Source organism: Methyloceanibacter methanicus, assembly GCF_001723285.1.
In the GTDB taxonomy this organism is placed as follows: Bacteria; Pseudomonadota; Alphaproteobacteria; order Rhizobiales; family Methyloligellaceae; genus Methyloceanibacter; species Methyloceanibacter methanicus.
This window is the reverse complement of the sequence record NZ_LPWG01000013.1, coordinates 196,373-211,363: the sequence shown is the minus strand read 5'-3', so window position 1 is coordinate 211,363 and position 14,991 is coordinate 196,373. Positions and strand designations below refer to the sequence as shown.

At 64.5% G+C, this 14,991-nt stretch carries 17 protein-coding genes, 1 tRNA gene and 1 pseudogene; 12 read left to right on the top strand and 7 right to left on the bottom strand.

The window, feature by feature from the left end; all coding sequences use genetic code 11:
* Positions 1-54 precede the first annotated feature (54 nt).
* The 11 genes and pseudogenes from AUC68_RS18795 (at position 55) to hmuQ (ending at position 6,428) form a co-directional block, all read left to right on the top strand.
* A pseudogene (locus AUC68_RS18795) lies at positions 55-2,913 on the top strand (monovalent cation/H+ antiporter subunit A).
* A 1-nt stretch (position 2,914) separates the two neighbouring features.
* Positions 2,915-3,268, top strand: a complete 354-nt coding sequence (locus AUC68_RS12805) for a Na+/H+ antiporter subunit C (RefSeq protein ID WP_069438002.1) — start codon at positions 2,915-2,917, stop codon at positions 3,266-3,268.
* Entirely contained in the window at positions 3,265-4,026 is a 762-nt protein-coding gene (locus AUC68_RS18420) for a proton-conducting transporter transmembrane domain-containing protein (protein ID WP_069438001.1), read from the top strand. The genes AUC68_RS12805 and AUC68_RS18420 overlap by 4 nt, the downstream gene beginning before the upstream one ends.
* Positions 4,023-4,475, top strand: coding sequence for a proton-conducting transporter transmembrane domain-containing protein (locus AUC68_RS18415; protein WP_342027491.1), 453 nt, complete (start codon positions 4,023-4,025; stop codon positions 4,473-4,475). Before AUC68_RS18420 ends, AUC68_RS18415 begins: the two co-directional genes overlap by 4 nt.
* Positions 4,436-4,873: a proton-conducting transporter membrane subunit gene (locus AUC68_RS18410; RefSeq protein ID WP_069437999.1), complete on the top strand. Its 438-nt coding sequence runs from the start codon at positions 4,436-4,438 to the stop codon at positions 4,871-4,873. Before AUC68_RS18415 ends, AUC68_RS18410 begins: the two co-directional genes overlap by 40 nt.
* Positions 4,874-4,875: 2 nt before the next feature.
* Positions 4,876-5,118 (top strand): Na+/H+ antiporter subunit E, encoded by a 243-nt coding sequence (locus AUC68_RS18405; RefSeq protein ID WP_342027490.1) that lies wholly within the window; start codon positions 4,876-4,878, stop codon positions 5,116-5,118.
* Between the two features lie 23 nt (positions 5,119-5,141).
* A complete protein-coding gene (locus AUC68_RS18400; RefSeq protein WP_342027489.1) occupies positions 5,142-5,366 on the top strand; it encodes a Na+/H+ antiporter subunit E in 225 nt (74 codons plus the stop codon).
* Complete coding sequence (locus tag AUC68_RS12780) at positions 5,363-5,632, top strand: K+/H+ antiporter subunit F (protein WP_069437998.1); 270 nt, start codon at positions 5,363-5,365, stop codon at positions 5,630-5,632. Before AUC68_RS18400 ends, AUC68_RS12780 begins: the two co-directional genes overlap by 4 nt.
* A 4-nt stretch (positions 5,633-5,636) precedes the next feature.
* On the top strand, positions 5,637-5,819 hold the full coding sequence (locus AUC68_RS18395; protein WP_342027488.1) for a cation:proton antiporter: 183 nt from the start codon (positions 5,637-5,639) through the stop codon (positions 5,817-5,819).
* Positions 5,801-6,034, top strand: a complete 234-nt coding sequence (locus AUC68_RS18390; protein WP_342027487.1) for a hypothetical protein — start codon at positions 5,801-5,803, stop codon at positions 6,032-6,034. The genes AUC68_RS18395 and AUC68_RS18390 overlap by 19 nt, the downstream gene beginning before the upstream one ends.
* 64 nt (positions 6,035-6,098) lie before the next feature.
* Complete coding sequence (gene hmuQ, locus AUC68_RS12770) at positions 6,099-6,428, top strand: heme-degrading protein HmuQ (RefSeq protein WP_069437997.1); 330 nt, start codon at positions 6,099-6,101, stop codon at positions 6,426-6,428.
* A 34-nt stretch (positions 6,429-6,462) separates the two neighbouring features.
* On the opposite strand, the gene AUC68_RS12765 is transcribed toward hmuQ, so the two are convergent.
* The 4 genes from AUC68_RS12765 to aspS all read right to left on the bottom strand — a co-directional run bounded on the left by AUC68_RS12765 (position 6,463) and on the right by aspS (position 12,076).
* The gene (locus AUC68_RS12765; RefSeq protein WP_069437996.1) at positions 6,463-8,598 is read right to left on the bottom strand and encodes a molybdopterin-containing oxidoreductase family protein; all 2,136 of its coding nucleotides are present in this window, start codon (positions 8,596-8,598) and stop codon (positions 6,463-6,465) included.
* 154 nt (positions 8,599-8,752) lie between these two features.
* Positions 8,753-8,840: transfer RNA gene (locus AUC68_RS12760), tRNA-Leu, on the bottom strand.
* A gap of 108 nt (positions 8,841-8,948) precedes the next feature.
* The gene (locus AUC68_RS12755) at positions 8,949-10,070 is read right to left on the bottom strand and encodes a ceramidase domain-containing protein (protein ID WP_069437995.1); all 1,122 of its coding nucleotides are present in this window, start codon (positions 10,068-10,070) and stop codon (positions 8,949-8,951) included.
* 227 nt (positions 10,071-10,297) lie between these two features.
* Positions 10,298-12,076, bottom strand: coding sequence for an aspartate--tRNA ligase (gene aspS, locus AUC68_RS12750; protein WP_069437994.1), 1,779 nt, complete (start codon positions 12,074-12,076; stop codon positions 10,298-10,300).
* Between the two features lie 221 nt (positions 12,077-12,297).
* Between aspS and rnd the strand changes: the two genes are divergently transcribed.
* On the top strand, positions 12,298-13,467 hold the full coding sequence (gene rnd / locus AUC68_RS12745; RefSeq protein WP_069437993.1) for a ribonuclease D: 1,170 nt from the start codon (positions 12,298-12,300) through the stop codon (positions 13,465-13,467).
* Here the strand turns inward: rnd and AUC68_RS12740 are convergent.
* The 3 genes from AUC68_RS12740 to AUC68_RS12730 are packed head-to-tail and all read right to left on the bottom strand — an operon-like array spanning position 13,435 to position 14,920.
* The gene (locus tag AUC68_RS12740; RefSeq protein WP_069437992.1) at positions 13,435-13,632 is read right to left on the bottom strand and encodes a DUF2905 domain-containing protein; all 198 of its coding nucleotides are present in this window, start codon (positions 13,630-13,632) and stop codon (positions 13,435-13,437) included. The two genes, rnd and AUC68_RS12740, sit on opposite strands and share 33 nt — an antisense overlap.
* Entirely contained in the window at positions 13,590-13,979 is a 390-nt protein-coding gene (locus AUC68_RS16545) for a MerR family transcriptional regulator (RefSeq protein ID WP_141701273.1), read from the bottom strand. The genes AUC68_RS12740 and AUC68_RS16545 overlap by 43 nt, the downstream gene beginning before the upstream one ends.
* Positions 13,976-14,920, bottom strand: a complete 945-nt coding sequence (locus tag AUC68_RS12730) for a DnaJ C-terminal domain-containing protein (RefSeq protein ID WP_069437990.1) — start codon at positions 14,918-14,920, stop codon at positions 13,976-13,978. Before AUC68_RS12730 ends, AUC68_RS16545 begins: the two co-directional genes overlap by 4 nt.
* Positions 14,921-14,991: the final 71 nt, after the last annotated feature.

The following is a 14,991-nucleotide window of genomic DNA, read 5'->3' as shown; positions in this document are numbered from 1 at the left end:
GGTCGTCTCCGTCCCGAGTGGCCGCCCTCCCCATAACACCCGGTAGTCTCACGGATGCTCCTTGCCTTTGCCACGCTCACGCCGTTTCTCGGCGCGGTTGTTCCCCTGCTGGCGGACCGACTTGGGCGCGACATTTGTGCCCTTGCTGCGGGCGCCGTCACCCTGACGGCCTTAGCGCTCGTCCTGTCCAGCGCCCGCGGTCTATGACGGCACGGTCGTCACGTGGGGCGTTCCGTGGCTGCCCGCGATCGGGCTGTCGTTTTCGTTTTTCCTCGATGGGCTGGGGCTGTTCTTCGCCACACTGATTCTCGGAATCGGGCTGCTGATCATCCTCTACGCCCGTTACTATCTCGGCTCGAAGGATTCGCTCAGCCTGCTCTATTTCTATTTGCTGCTGTTCCAAGGCGCGATGGTCGGCATTGTCCTGAGCGACAACATCCTGCTGCTCATCGTGTTCTGGGAGCTGACGAGCCTCACCTCGTTTCTGCTCATCGGCTATTGGCGGCACCTGCCCGAGTCCCGTCAGGGCGCGCGGATAGCGCTCATCGTCACCGGCAGCGGCGGGCTGGCGCTGATGGCCGGCATGCTGATCTTGGGGCATATCGCTGGCAGCTACGAGATCACCGAGATTCTTCAGCGCGGCGAGGCCGTTCGCGCATCGCCGCTGTTCCTGCCCGCGCTGCTCCTGATCCTGCTCGGCGCGTTCACCAAGTCCGCACAGTTCCCCTTCCATTTCTGGCTGCCGCACGCCATGGCCGCGCCGACACCGGTCTCGGCCTATCTGCATTCGGCGACCATGGTGAAAGCGGGCCTGTTCTTGATGGCCCGGCTCTGGCCCGTGTTTTCGCCGGCCGATGCGTGGTTCCTGATCGTCGCCCCGGTGGGCCTCATCACGATGCTGATCGCCGCTTGGATCGCGCTGTTCCGGGACGATCTCAAGGCGCTGCTCGCCTACTCCACGGTCAGCCATCTCGGCCTGACGACGATGCTGCTGGGATTTGCCACGCCGCTCGCCGTCGTCGCCGCGATGTTCCATATCCTCAACCACGCCACGTTCAAGGCCGCGCTCTTCATGAGCGCCGGGATCGTCGATCACGAAGCCGGCACGCGCGATATCCGCAAGCTCGGCGGACTGATGACGCTCATGCCGATCACCGCGACGCTCGCGCTCATCGCCGCGGCGTCCATGGCCGGCATTCCGTTCTTCAACGGCTTCCTCTCCAAGGAGATGATGCTGGAGGAAGCCGCGCACACGGTCTATGGCGGGCACCATTGGGTGTTCCCCACCCTTGTGACGTTGGCGGCGCTGATCTCGGCGGCGTATTCCTACCGCTTCGCTATCAGCACATTCTTGGGCCCCGTTCGGGACGACTATCCGAAGAAGCCCCACGATCCGCCGTTCGGCATGTGGCTGCCCGTCGCCATCCTGGCGACACTCGTGGTCGTCATCGGTCTGTTCCCCGAGCAGACCGCGGGCGCATCGTCGAACGCACCGCGCTTGCGGTCGTCGGCACGGCGCTGCCCGAATATCACCTGGCACTTTGGCATGGCTTCACGCCGGCGCTGCTCATGAGTGCCATCGCCCTTATCGGCGGCGCGCTGCTGTTCCGGGCCTACAACGCGGCCGACCAGCTGCGGCTCGTCTTCGCCGGGATGGATGCGAAGAGCGTCTTCGACGCAGGCATTTCCGGCCTTGTCCGCGGCGCGCGCGCCTTCACGAACGCGACCCACAACGGTTCGTTCTCCCGCTATGCGGGCATCATTCTGGTGACGATCCTTGCAGTCGGCGCCGCGGCCTTCTTCGATGCCCCGCACGAACCGGGAAGCCGCGCGGTCATCCCGGCGGGCTTCCCCGCCACCGCCGCCTGGGTCGTGCTCGCGACCCTGTGCATCTCGCTGCTGTTCTGGCACCAGAACAGATTGCTGTCCCTGATCCTGACCAGCGGCGTCGGCTTGATCGCGGCCTTGTTCTTCCTCCAGTTCTCCGCACCCGATCTGTCGTTGACGCAGATCTCCGTCGATATCGTCACGACGATCCTGCTGCTGCTGGCACTCAATCTCGTGCCCCAAACCTCCCCGCAAGAGATCAGTACCGGCGGGCGGTTCAGCCGGGGCCTGGTCGCCGCAGCCGTGGGCCTTGGCGTTGCCGCCCTCGCCTATGCGATCCTGACGCGCGATTTTCAGACGATCTCGGACTACTACCTGGCCGAGGCCAAGCCCGGCGGCGGCGGCACCAACGTCGTGAACGTGATCCTCGTCGACTTCCGCGGCTTTGACACCTATGGCGAGATCATCGTTCTCAGCATCGCTGCGATCACGATCTACGCTTTGCTGGACAACGCCCTGCGGGGCGCGGCGGCCCGCACGCTTGCCTCCCTCCGCAGCGACCGCGAACAGAGCGTCAACGCCCATCCGATGATGCTGGTGATTGCGACCCGCGTCCTGTTTCCGCTGGCCCTCGTGGTGGCGGCCTTCGTCTTCCTGCGTGGCCATAACGAGCCGGGCGGCGGCTTCGTCGCGGGTCTGATCGTCGCGATCGCGCTCATCATGCAATACGTCGCGAGCGGCTATAACTGGGCCGCGGCGCGGATGCGCTTGGATAGCCAGGTCCTGATCGGGACCGGCGTCCTGATCGCGGGACTGACCGGCGTCGTCTCGCTGATCTTCGGCTGGCCCTTCCTGACCAGCACCTACACTCATGTCCACCTACCCATCGTCGGCGAATTCGAGCTCGCATCCGCCATGTCCTTCGATCTCGGCGTGTTCCTGGCCGTGGTCGGCGTCGTCATGCTGTCGCTCGCCGAGATCTCCCGCATCGAGTCGCGCGCCGAGCCCGAACCCGTTCCCAAAGGGCCCATGGACGTGCCCCTGAAGGACGGCCGGGTCGTCGGCGCGAACAACGGGGAGCGCTGACATGGAGCTCATCGTCGCCAGCGCAATCGGATTGATGACGGCCGCCGCCGTCTATCTGATCCTCCAGCAACGGACCTTCCCGATCGTGGTCGGGCTGACCCTGCTGTCCTACGCGATCAACATCTTCCTGTTTTCGTCGGGCCGGCTGGTCGTGGACAAGCCGCCGATCATCGACGGCGCCGGCTCCTACACCGACCCTCTGCCGCAAGCTCTGGTGCTGACGGCCATCGTCATCTCGTTCGGCATGACGGCCTTGATCGTCGTGCTTGCGCTGCGCGGCTTCCTCGAGACCGCGACCGACACGGCGGACATTCCGGAGGATGACGTCCCCGGCGAGACGGAGTCCGACACATGACGGATTTGCCGCTCGCAACGAGCTGGATCATCGCGCCGACCATCCTGCCCGCGATCACCGCCGCGATCATGATCCTGGTGCGCCGGCGCGACATCGAAATGCAGCGCGTCCTTTCGGTCGCCTCCACGGTAGCCCTGCTGGGCATCGCGCTGTTTCTCTACAACGCGGTGAGCGACGGCGAGACGGACGCCTACCGGCTGGGCGCATGGCCCGCCCCATACGGCATCGTGCTGGTGCTCGACCGGCTCTCCACCACCATGCTCGTCCTCACCGCGGGGCTTGCCCTTGCGGTCCTGCTCTACGCCATCGCCGGCTGGGACAGAGGCGGGCGGCACTTCCACGCGTTGTTTCACTTCCAGCTTCTGGGCCTGAACGGCGCCTTCCTCACGGGGGACCTGTTCAACCTCTTCGTCTTCTTCGAGGTGATGCTCATCGCGTCGTACGGGTTGATGCTCCATGGCGGCGGACCCAAGCGCCTGCGCGCCGGCTTCCAATACGTCGCCATCAATCTCATTGCATCGTCCTTGTTCCTGATCGCCGTTGGACTGATCTACGGCGTTACCGGCACGCTCAATTTCGCGGATCTTGCCGTCAAGGTGGGCGACACGGCGCAAGCCGACCAGGCGCTGCTGCAGACCGGGGCGCTGTTGCTGCTCCTGGTCTTTGCCATCAAGGCGGCCTTCGTACCGCTGCATTGGTGGCTGCCGGCGACCTATGCCGCGGCGTCCGCGCCCGTCGCGCCCTGTTCGCCATCATGACCAAGGTGGGCGCCTACGCGATCATCCGCGTGTTCGGAACCGTGTTCGGCGACGGCGGCGAAGGTCTCGGTTCTGTGGCCGCCCCTTGGGTCGTCCCGGCCGCTCTCGTGACGATCGCCGTCGGGACGGCGGGACTGCTCGGCAGCCGCAGGCTCCTCGATCTGGCCGCCTTCAACACGATCACCTCGATGGGCGTCCTGCTGGTCGCGATCGGGCAATTCAGCGTGGATGGCCTGACGGCCGCGCTCTACTACCTGGTCCACAGCACGATTGTCGGCGCCGCCCTCTTCTTGATTGTCGATCTCATCGCGGCGCGGCGCAGCGTCAAGCTCGACGCACTAGTGCCCGGCAATCCGATCAGCCAAGCGGCCATTCTCGGGGCCTTGTTCTTTCTCGTGGCGATCGCGTCGTGGGGCTCCCGCCGCTCTCCGGCTTTGTCGGCAAGCTGATGGTCCTCGATGCGACCTTCGATGCGCCGCGGGCCTGGCTGATTTGGGCCACGATCCTGCTATCATCGCTCATGATGACGATCGCGTTCGCGCGCGCGGGCAGCATTGTCTTCTGGAAGGCGGAAGGACAGACGACCGGCCCGACCTGGGAAACAGCGGCCGCGACGCCCATGATCGTGGTGGCGCTTCTCGTGGGCGCGAGCCTGATGCTCGCCGTTTTCGCCGGCCCCGCCGTCAAGGCGCTGCACGCAACGGCTGGCCAGGCTCTGGACACGCAGACTTATGTCCAAGCCGTGCTGGGCGTCAGGACGAACAGGGAACCTGAGCGGCCCATTACCGAACCGGCGGACGCGGTGATATCGCCGCCGGCGCCCGTCGATGCGCCAGCGGAGCACTGATCATGTTCAGAAGGCTGATTCCCCATCCCCTGCTGACACTGCTGATTGTCGTCGTCTGGATCTTGCTCAATGGCGTCACCCCGGGTGCCGCGGTGCTCGGGCTGACCCTCGGTATCGTGGTCCCGCGTCTCACCAGCGCGTTCTGGCCGGATCGGGCCGTGGTCAAGAGCCCGCTCACCATCGTCGAGTACGCGTTGGTCGTGCTTTGGGACATCGTCGTCGCCAATTTCCTGGTCGCTATCTGATCCTGTTCCGCCGCGGCGACGATTTGCATTCGCATTTCGTCACCGTGCCGCTCGACCTGAAGACGCCAGAGGCCATCACGGCGTTGGCCGGCACGATCACCATGACGCCCGGCACGGTCAGCGCGAGCTTGAGCGCAGACGGGCGCGCGCTGCTCGTCCACTGTCTCGAGACCGACGATCCCGAAAAGACGGTGTCCGACATCAAGTCACGGTATGAATCCAGACTGCAAAGGATTTTCGAGACATGATCGAAATCGCCTGCTCCATCGCCTTCGTCGCCATCAGCGCGGCGATGCTGCTCTGCCTGTACCGCGCCTTGGTCGGGCCGGACATGCCCACGCGCATCCTGGCGCTCGACACGCTGACGATCAACGCGATCGGACTGGTCGTGCTAGCCGGCATCTACTGGGGTACGGGGCTCTATTTCGAAGTCGCCTTGCTGTTTGCGATGGTCGGCTTCCTGACGACCGTCGCCTATTGCAAGTACATCTTGCGCGGCAATGTGATGGAGTAGGCCCATGACAAATTTCGGCGACATCGTGGTGGCAGGCCTGATCTGCCTTGGCGCATTCTTCCTGTTCGTCGGTTCGCTCGGCTTGGCGAAGCTGCCGGACCTCATGCGGCGCCTGCACGGTCCGACCAAGGCGACCACGCTCGGCATCGGCGCGACGCTGATCGCTCGATGCTCTACTTCCTCTTGAAGGGGAACGCCTTGTCGATCCAGGAGTTGCTGATCACGACGTTCCTGTTCCTGACGGCCCCCGTCACGGCGCTCATGGTCGCGAAAGCGCATCTCTTGCTCGATAAGAGCGAACGCAAGAACCTGCCGCCAACCGGCCGCGACGTGGGCTGGTCCGTGTTCGATGCGCCGGAGCCGGCGCCCAAATCCGCAGACGCCGGCGCGAAGGAAACCTAGCCGGGCTTGGACGCCCAACCGGGTGCAGTCCAACCCCCACGAGAAAGTCGAAAGGAACGAATGAATGTTTATCGCCATGAACCGATTCAAAGTGCTGAAAGGCGCGGAGAAGGACTTCGAGCAGGTCTGGCTGACGCGGGAGACCCATCTCGAGGATGTGCCCGGCTTCGTCGAGTTCCATCTCCTGAAGGGACCGGAGCGCGACGATCACGTGCTCTACGCCTCGCACAGCATCTGGCGTTCCCAGAGCGATTTCGAAGCCTGGACACGCTCGGAGGCCTTCCGCAAGGCGCACGCCCGGGCGGGCGAAGGCAAGCCTCTCTATCTGGGTCACCCGGAGTTCGAAGGCTTCACGCCCCTGCAAGAGGTGCGCGCGCGGAACGTCGCGGCCTAGCGGAACCCCGCCGGGCCGCCGGCCTTCCCGTTCCCTAGTTCACGCGCCTGACCTGCACCAGATTGTCGGAGAAGGTCGGTGCGTGACCGAGGCTGGCGAATTCGTCGGAACTGATGCAGTTCACCGCGCCATCCGAACGATTGAGGCTCCGCCAGTAACCGAGCGTGGCAACGATCACGCCTTTGTTCACGTCGTCGCTCACCCGCGCCAGACCCTCGAAGTCGCCCCTGTCGTTGTACACGCGCACAGGGTCGCCATCGCGGATCGAGCGGGCCTTGGCGTCCGCCTTGTTCATGAGGACGAACTGCTCGCCCTGGCCTCTGATCTTGTGGGGCTCGTTGGCGTAGCACGAGTTCAGGAAGCCGTGGCTCTTCGGTGAAATGATGTTCAGCGGATACTGGTCCGCAAGCTTCCGGTTCGTGGCCGGCGACTCGCGCGGCGGCAGGTAACCCGGCAGCGGATCGACGTCCTCTCCCGACTGCTTGTCCTCGTACATCATGCGGAACGGCGGTGCGACGAAGTTCGTCGCGCCCTTGACGAGGAACTCCACCTTGCCCGACGGCGTGGGGAAATTGCCGTCCGCGTGCGGCAGACGATCGTCCGGGGTTCCCACGGCCAGATGGAAATAGCCGTGCCGCCGGAAGTAGTCCATGTCGACACCGGCCATCTGCGGCGCATCCCATTGGATGTAGTGCTCCGCAAGCTCCATGTCCGACATGGTGAAGCGCGGATCGTCGTCGAACCCGAACGCCTTGGACAGCAGACGGAAGATCTCCGCGTTCGACTTGGCTTCGCCACGGGGCTCGATGGCCTTCTCGTTCAACGTCAAATAGAAGTGCCCCCAGGAGAACATCATGTCGTCGTGCTCGCCCGCCATGGTCGCGGGCAGCACGATGTCTGCGTAGGCGGCCGTGTCGGTAACGAAGTGCTCGGCCGTCACGAAGAACAGATCCTCGCGCGACAGCCCCTCGACAATGCGATTGCTTTCCGGCGCTTGGCTCACGGGATTCGTGTTGTAGACGAACAGCCCCATGACCGGCGGATCGAGGCGCATGTCTCCGGTCAGCGCCCGGCCGAGCTGCAGGTTGTTCACGACCCGTGTGCAGGGCCGGATGTAATCGGGCCGCGAGACCTTCGCCCAATCGATGGGAAACTCCCACAGCGGCATCTGCAAAAGACCGCCGCCCACGTGACGCCACGAACCGGCAAGGGCCGGAATGGCGCAGACGGCACGCACGGTCTGGCCGCCCCCCGCGTGACGTTCCAGCGCCACGCCCATGCGGATCACGGACGGTTGCACGCTGGCGAACTCGCGTGCGAACTGGGCCACGTCTTCGGCGGAGACCCCGGTGACCTTCTCCACATAGTCCGGCGTGAAATCCAGCGCGCGTTGGGGCAAGCTCGGGATAGCGACCGTATGCGCGTGGACCCAATCGTCGTCCACGTAACCGCCCCGGATCATCGCGGCGATGATGCCCATGGCCAGCGCGCCATCCGTGCCGGGCTTCGGCGCGATGTGCCAGTCGGCCGCCTTGGCGGTGCGCGAGCGGTAGCTATCGATCACGACGACCTTGGCGCCCTTCTTCTGCGCCTCCAGGACGAACGGCCAATGATGCAGGTTGGTCGAGATCGAATTGCACGCCCAGATCACAATGTATTTCGAGTGGACGAAGCTCTCCGGATCGACGCCGCCCGTGGGCCCGACGGTCAGCAGCCACGCCGTCGAGGAGCCGGATGCGCAAAACGTCTTCTCGTTCACGGTCGTGCCGAGGCGATTGAAAAAGGCATCGCCGCAAGTGAGCCCCTGCACCAGCCCTTCGTTGCCGAGATAGCTGTAGGGCAGGATCGCCTGCGATCCGTATTGCGCAATGATGTCGGTCCACCGCGTATGGATTTCCGTGATCGCTTCGTCCCAAGAGATGCGCTCGAACTGGCGGCTCCCTTTGGGCCCCACACGGCGCAACGGATACAGCACGCGATCGGGATTGTAGTGGTGCTCGTGGAAGTCCTTGAGCTTCACGCACAACCCGCCGCGGGTCATCGGATGCTCTTTGTTGCCCCGCACATCGACGAGCTGTCCGTCCTCGACTTCGTAGAGCATGGCGCATGTGTCCGGGCAGTCATGGGGACACCCGCCAAAAAAGGTCTCGCGTTTCGGCTGTTCGTTCACAAGCGTCCTCCCTCTCACGCGCCCATCGAAGCTGCGACATTTTGAAGCCTACGATGCGTCCAAAACGTTGTCGATGGGCGCCGCCGCGGAAGGCGCACGCATTATTGGCGTGAGCCGCACGGACGTCGCCAGTTTGATCGGAAAGAGCCTGAATTGGTGCGGACGGCGGGAGTCGAACCCGCACGGCCTGTTCGGCCTCAGGATTTTAAGTCCTGTGTGTCTACCAATTCCACCACGTCCGCGACCCGGGCCGGTCCCCGCGAAAGAAGGCCGGCAGCCAGAATAGCCCTACTAGCCGTTGCGTAACGGTTTGTCTAAGGGCGCCGCGCGGCGCGTCCGTGGCGGTGCCCTTAGGAGGGCTTCTTCTTGGCCCTGCCCTTCGGCTTCGGAGCGTCCTCGGGCTCTTTGTCCTCGATGGATTCGTCCTTTGACGCTTCAGCTTTGTCAGCCTCATCGTCAGAAGACTCCTCATCCGAAGGCTCCGCTTCCGATGACTCGTCCTTGGCAGGCGCTTCCTCCGGCTCCTTGTCCTCGGACGGTTCGGTCTCCGCTCCGTCGTCCGGCGCCGTCTTGTCGTCCGGCGCATCCGCGACATCGTCCTTCGGCGCCTCGCCGGCTTTGGCCGCCGGTTCGTCTTTGGGCTCGTCCTTCGGCGCGTCCTTGGACTCATCCTTGGCTTCGGGCTGGGACTCAGGCTCGGAAGGCGCCTCCTCGGGCTTCTCTTCGGCCGGCTCCTTGACCGGAACCGGGGCCGGCAACGGTTTCGTTTCCGTCTCGAGGCTCGCGCGCATCAGGAGGAACAGCACGATCGCGTTCAGGATGTGCCAGATGAAGTGCGTGCCCGTGTTCCGCCCGTCGACGACGATGCTGCTGCAATAGGCCATGTCGAGCGACCGCAGCAGAATGGAGACCGCGAAGACGACCGTGGCCGCGAGGAGATACGGCGCGGCCTTGTGCCGGCGCTCGGCCACCAACATGCTGACGATGATGAGCGCGCCAAGGGCGGGCAGATAGCCCACGCTGCCGTTCAGACAAACCTTGGCGCCGGGCGCGCCACCGGCAAGGCCGATGCCGCCGTCCCAGCAATGGATCTGCATGGAACCGGCTATGAGCCCCGCAAAAACCACCACAAGGAAGACCGTCCATCCCGGCGGCACGTTCAAGAACCGGTTCAAGGCGAAGCCGAGATAGACCAGCATGAACACGGCGATCGGGATGACGTCGGCAAGCTCCGTACCGCGATCCGCGTAGACGTGGAAGGCGACACTGCCGAAGCAGATCGCGAAGACGAGCGCCACGAACAGATAATGATCCGCGCTGCGTTGTTCCGGCGGCCGCCACAAGACGAGCTGCCAGAAGATCAGCGCGGCCAGGAAGAAGCCGGCATTGGAGATGGCGTTGATCGGCTCAGCCCAAAGGGCCTCGTTCGTTCCCCGCTCGCAATATAAATAGACGCGCTCGCCTAACGTCATGGTCCCCTATCCTTTCGCCCATCACTCCAGGAAAGAGTCCCTCCCCAACGGCATGCAGAACACCGCCCACGGACTTGCGCCTGCACCCCAGACGCGCCCGTCGTGTTGTGTTTTCAACGGCACCCTCCGAGGCATGTTAACCTCGAATGGTGCGCGCTGTCAGCGCTGTCATGAAAATGACGAAAGCCGGGACGCGCGCGGCACGCATGCGCGACGGGCGCCGAGCCCTAGCTCTTGGCCTTCTGCAGGGAAATCCGGATGCTGAGCTCTTTGAGCTGCTCGGGAGAGACCTCGGACGGGGCGCCCATCAGCAAGTCTTCCGCCTGCTGATTCATCGGGAACATCACCACTTCGCGCAAGTTCTCCTCGCCACAGAGCAGCATGACCATGCGGTCGATGCCCGGCGCGATGCCGCCATGGGGCGGTGCCCCATATTGCAGCGCGCGCAGCATGCCGCCGAAGCGGGCCTCCAGCTCTTCCCTCGGATAACCGGCGATGGCGAAGGCCTTCTCCATGATCTCCGGCTTGTGATTCCGGATCGCGCCCGACGACAGCTCGACGCCGTTGCAGACGAGGTCGTACTGATAGGCCAGGACCTCCTCCGGCTCCATCGTGTCGAGCGCTTCGAGCCCGCCTTGGGGCATCGAGAACGGGTTGTGGGAGAAGTCGATCTTCTTCTCGTCCTCGTTCCACTCGAACATGGGGAAGTCCACGATCCAGCAGAAGTCGAAGCGGCCCGACGCGATCAGCTTCAACTCCTCGCCGATCTTGGTGCGCGCCTTCGCGGCGAAGTCCACGAACTCCTTCGGCAGGCCGGCCACGAAGAACACCGCATCGCCGTCGCCGAGTCCGAGCTGATGACGGATCGCCTCGGTCCGTTCTGGCCCGATATTCTTGGCGACGGGCCCCGCCCCCTCGCCGTCGCGGAAGAAGATGTAGCCGAGGCCGGGCTGTCCCTCGCCTTGCGCCCAGGAGTTCAGACGGTCGCACACGGCGCGGCTGCCGCCGGTCTTGCCGGGGATCGCCCAGACGCGCGCGTTGGCATCCTTCTCCAGCATGCCGGCGAAGACCTTGAACCCCGAGCCCCGGAAATGCTCGGACACGTCTTCCATCTCGATGGGGTTGCGCAGGTCCGGCTTGTCGGTGCCGTATTTGTGCATCGCCTCCTTGTAGGCGATACGCGGGAATTCTTTCGTAACCGGCTGACCGTTGCCGAAATCCTCGAACAACCCGCGGATGATCGGCTCGACCGTGTCGAAAATGTCCTCTTGGGTGACGAAGCTCATCTCCAGGTCGAGCTGGTAGAACTCGCCCGGCGAACGGTCGGCGCGCGCATCCTCGTCGCGGAAGCACGGCGCGATCTGGAAGTAGCGGTCGAAGCCCGCCATCATGATGAGCTGCTTGAACTGCTGCGGCGCCTGCGGCAGGGCGTAGAACTTGCCGGGATGCACGCGGGACGGCACGAGATAGTCGCGGGCCACTTCCGGCGAGGACGCCGTCAGGATCGGTGTCTGAAATTCGAAGAAGCCGGCGTCACGCATGCGTGTGCGGATCGAGGAGATGATCTCGGCGCGCTTCATGACATTGGCGTGCAGGGTCTCGCGTCTGAGATCGAGGAAGCGGTAGCGCAACCGCGTCTCTTCCGGGTAGTCCGGCTCGCCGAACACCGGCAGCGGCAGTTCGGCAGACTCCGAGAGAATCTCCAGGTCCTTGACCCGGACCTCCACCTCGCCCGTCGGCAGGTTGGGATTGACCGTGTCCTCGGAGCGGGCGACGACGGTCCCGTCCACGCGCACCACCCATTCGGGCTTCAAGGTCTCGACCGCCGCAAAGACGGGCGAATCCGGATCGGCGACGATCTGCGTGATCCCGTAATGGTCGCGCAAGTCGATGAACAGCAACCCCCCGTGGTCGCGGATGCGATGCACCCAGCCGGAAAGACGAACGGTGTTGCCCACATCGGCGCTGCGAAGCGCGCCGCAAGTATGAGTGCGAAAAGCGTGCATGGCTCTCGTGTCTGTGGCGGAGGGACGGTTGTATCGCTGACGCCTGCGGTTCGAAGGCGAGCGGAACACCGCACGGGAAGGCTCCCCTTGTCAAGGCGGAGGCGCGAGTTTCGGCGCGGCGCCGGACGGCCGGACCGGCTGCCTCGCCAAACCCGATTTTTGAGCCGGCGCCGCTGAGGACACTTGGCCACGCGCCTTGCATTAGGCTATATCCGCCATCCATGAATCTCATCACAACCACGGAACACCTCGAGGCGGCCTGTGCCGAACTCGCCAAAGCCCCCTTCATTGCGGTCGATACCGAGTTCATGCGCGAGCAGACCTTCTGGCCGCGCCTCTGTCTCATCCAGATCGCCGGCGGCGACACCGAAATCCTGATCGACAATTTGGCGCACGACATCGATCTCGCGCCGTTCTTCGACCTGATGGTCGACGAAAATGTCCTGAAGGTCTTTCATTCTGCTCGCCAAGACATTGAAATCGTGCATCATATGGCCGGCGTCGTGCCGCACCCGATCTTCGACACGCAGGTCGCGGCCATGGTGTGCGGTTTTGGCGAGGCGGTCAGCTATGCCATGCTGGTCAAGCGCCTGCTGAGCCGCAGCCTCGACAAGAGCTCCCGCTTTACGGATTGGAGCCGCCGCCCCCTCTCCGAGCGGCAACTGACCTATGCCTTGGGCGATGTCACCCATCTGCGCGATCTCTACCCCAAGCTCCAGGCCCAGCTCGACAAGTCCGAGCGGGCAAGCTGGCTCAACGAAGAGATGGCGGTGCTGACCGATCCCGCCACCTACGAACTGCATCCGGAGCATGCTTGGCGGCGGCTGAAAATGCGGATCAAGACGCAAAAGGCGCTGGGCGTGCTCATGGAACTTGCGGCGTGGCGCGAACGCGAGGCCCAGACCCAGGACGTGCCCCGCTCGCGCGTCCTCAAGGACGAGGCGCTTTACGACATCGCCGGCCAGGCGCCGCGCACGGTCGAAGACCTCGGCGCGCTGCGCTCCTTGCATAACGGATTCGCCCGGTCCTCGCGCGGCCGTGCCGTGCTCGAGGCGGTAGAGCGCGGTCTCAACCGCGATCCGGCCACGGTGCCGCCGCTTCAGCGTGGCGAGCCCATGCCGCCGGAGGCGCAAGCGGTGATGGACCTGCTTCGGGTGCTGCTGAAAGCTACGGCGGGGCGCCATGGCGTCGCGCCCAAGCTGATCGCCACCGCCGACGAGCTGGAACAGATCGCCCGGTCGAACGAGGCGGATACGGCCGCGTTGCGGGGCTGGCGGCGCAAGCTGTTCGGCGAAGACGCGCTGGCGCTCAAGCGCGGCGCACTGTCCCTCACCATCCGCAAAGGCGAAGTGACGGTCCTACCGGCGGACGATCCAGAAGACGGCGCCTAGGAGCAGCGCCACGATCAGCCCTGTGGTGAACGGCACGTAGAAATAGACGCTGCCGAGATCGACGACGATGTCGCCCGGCAAGCGTCCCAATCCGTACTGCACGCTCGCCATGGTGAGCAGGATCACCAGCAGCACGTAGAACACAACGACGCCGGGAGAGCGCATCGGCTAGCCCCGGCGCCGCTGCTCGATGCGCAACCGCACGGTCGTGCGCATGTCCAGCGGCAGTTCCTCGATGGCTTCGACGAAGCGCGCAGCTCCGAGCGCAGCCCATGAATCTGGTCGATGAGGCTCAAAAGAACCGGCACGTCCTCTTCATGGAAGCCCAACTCGTCCTCCAGATTGCAGATCAGCGCCGCACGAGCGAGATCGGCTTCGGAATAGCCTTGGGGCGTCGCCTCGTCCGGCTCGGCCACGCGGGGCTTGATCAGCCCTTGGGATACGAACACACGCAGCCGCGTCACCGTGAGACGGGACACGCGCGCGACGACGTCCTCCTCGGTCAGCATCACGCCTGCTCCTTCATCGTCCGCCGCGGGTCGTAGGCGTGGGTCTGTTTCCACTCCTCGATGAACCGCTTGAGATCGTCGTCGATCGTCTCTGGCATCGCCACGTTGAGCTTGACCAGTTGATCGCCCTTGCCCTTGACCCCCCGGCCCTTGAGCCGGAGCGTTTGCCCGGATGTGGCGCCGGCCGGAACCGTCATGGCCACCTTGCCGGAAATGGTCGGCACCTCGACCTTGCCCCCGAGAACCGCCTCGTCGAGGCTGATCGGAAGCTCGACGACGATATTGCTGCCGTCGCGCTTGAACACCGGGTGCGGTTTCACGCCGACCTCGACCAGCGCGTCCCCGGGCGGGCCCTCGCCGAGACCCGGGTGCCCCTTGCCTTTCAGCCGCAGCACCTGGCCTTCGTTGACGCCCGGCGGGATGGTCACGTCGAGCGTGCTCCCGTCAGGCAGCGTGATCCGCGTCTTGGTGCCGTTGACCGCGTCGAGAAACGGAATATCCAGATGATACTGCGCGTCCTGACCCGGCATGGAGAAGCGGGCGCCGCCACGCTGGCCCCCACCGTGCATCCCTGCCCCATGCATACCGGCACCCCCGCCGAAAAGATCGCCAAACAGATCGCTGAAATCGCCCATGTCTTCGTAGCCGGCCGAGGAACGATAGCGCGTGCCCCCAGGACCGCCGGCATATTCGCGGTAGTAGCGTGCCTCGGGCCGCTCCTGCCCGCTCGCGTCGATCTCGCCCCGGTCGTATTGCCCGCGCTTCTCCTCGTCGTTGAGGATCGAATAGGCGCTGGAGATTTCCTTGAACTTCTCCTCCGCGGCCGCATCGCCGGGATTGAGATCCGGGTGCAGTTTCTTGGCGAGCTTGCGGTACGCCTTGGTGATTTCCTCGGCGCTCGCGGACTTCGCGACGCCTAGAACGGAGTAGAGATCCTCTGCCATCGGTATCTTAGGTCTGAGCCAGTCTTAGGGTTTGCGTGGGGTGGAAACGGGTGTGCTCGAAGAGTGTGGGG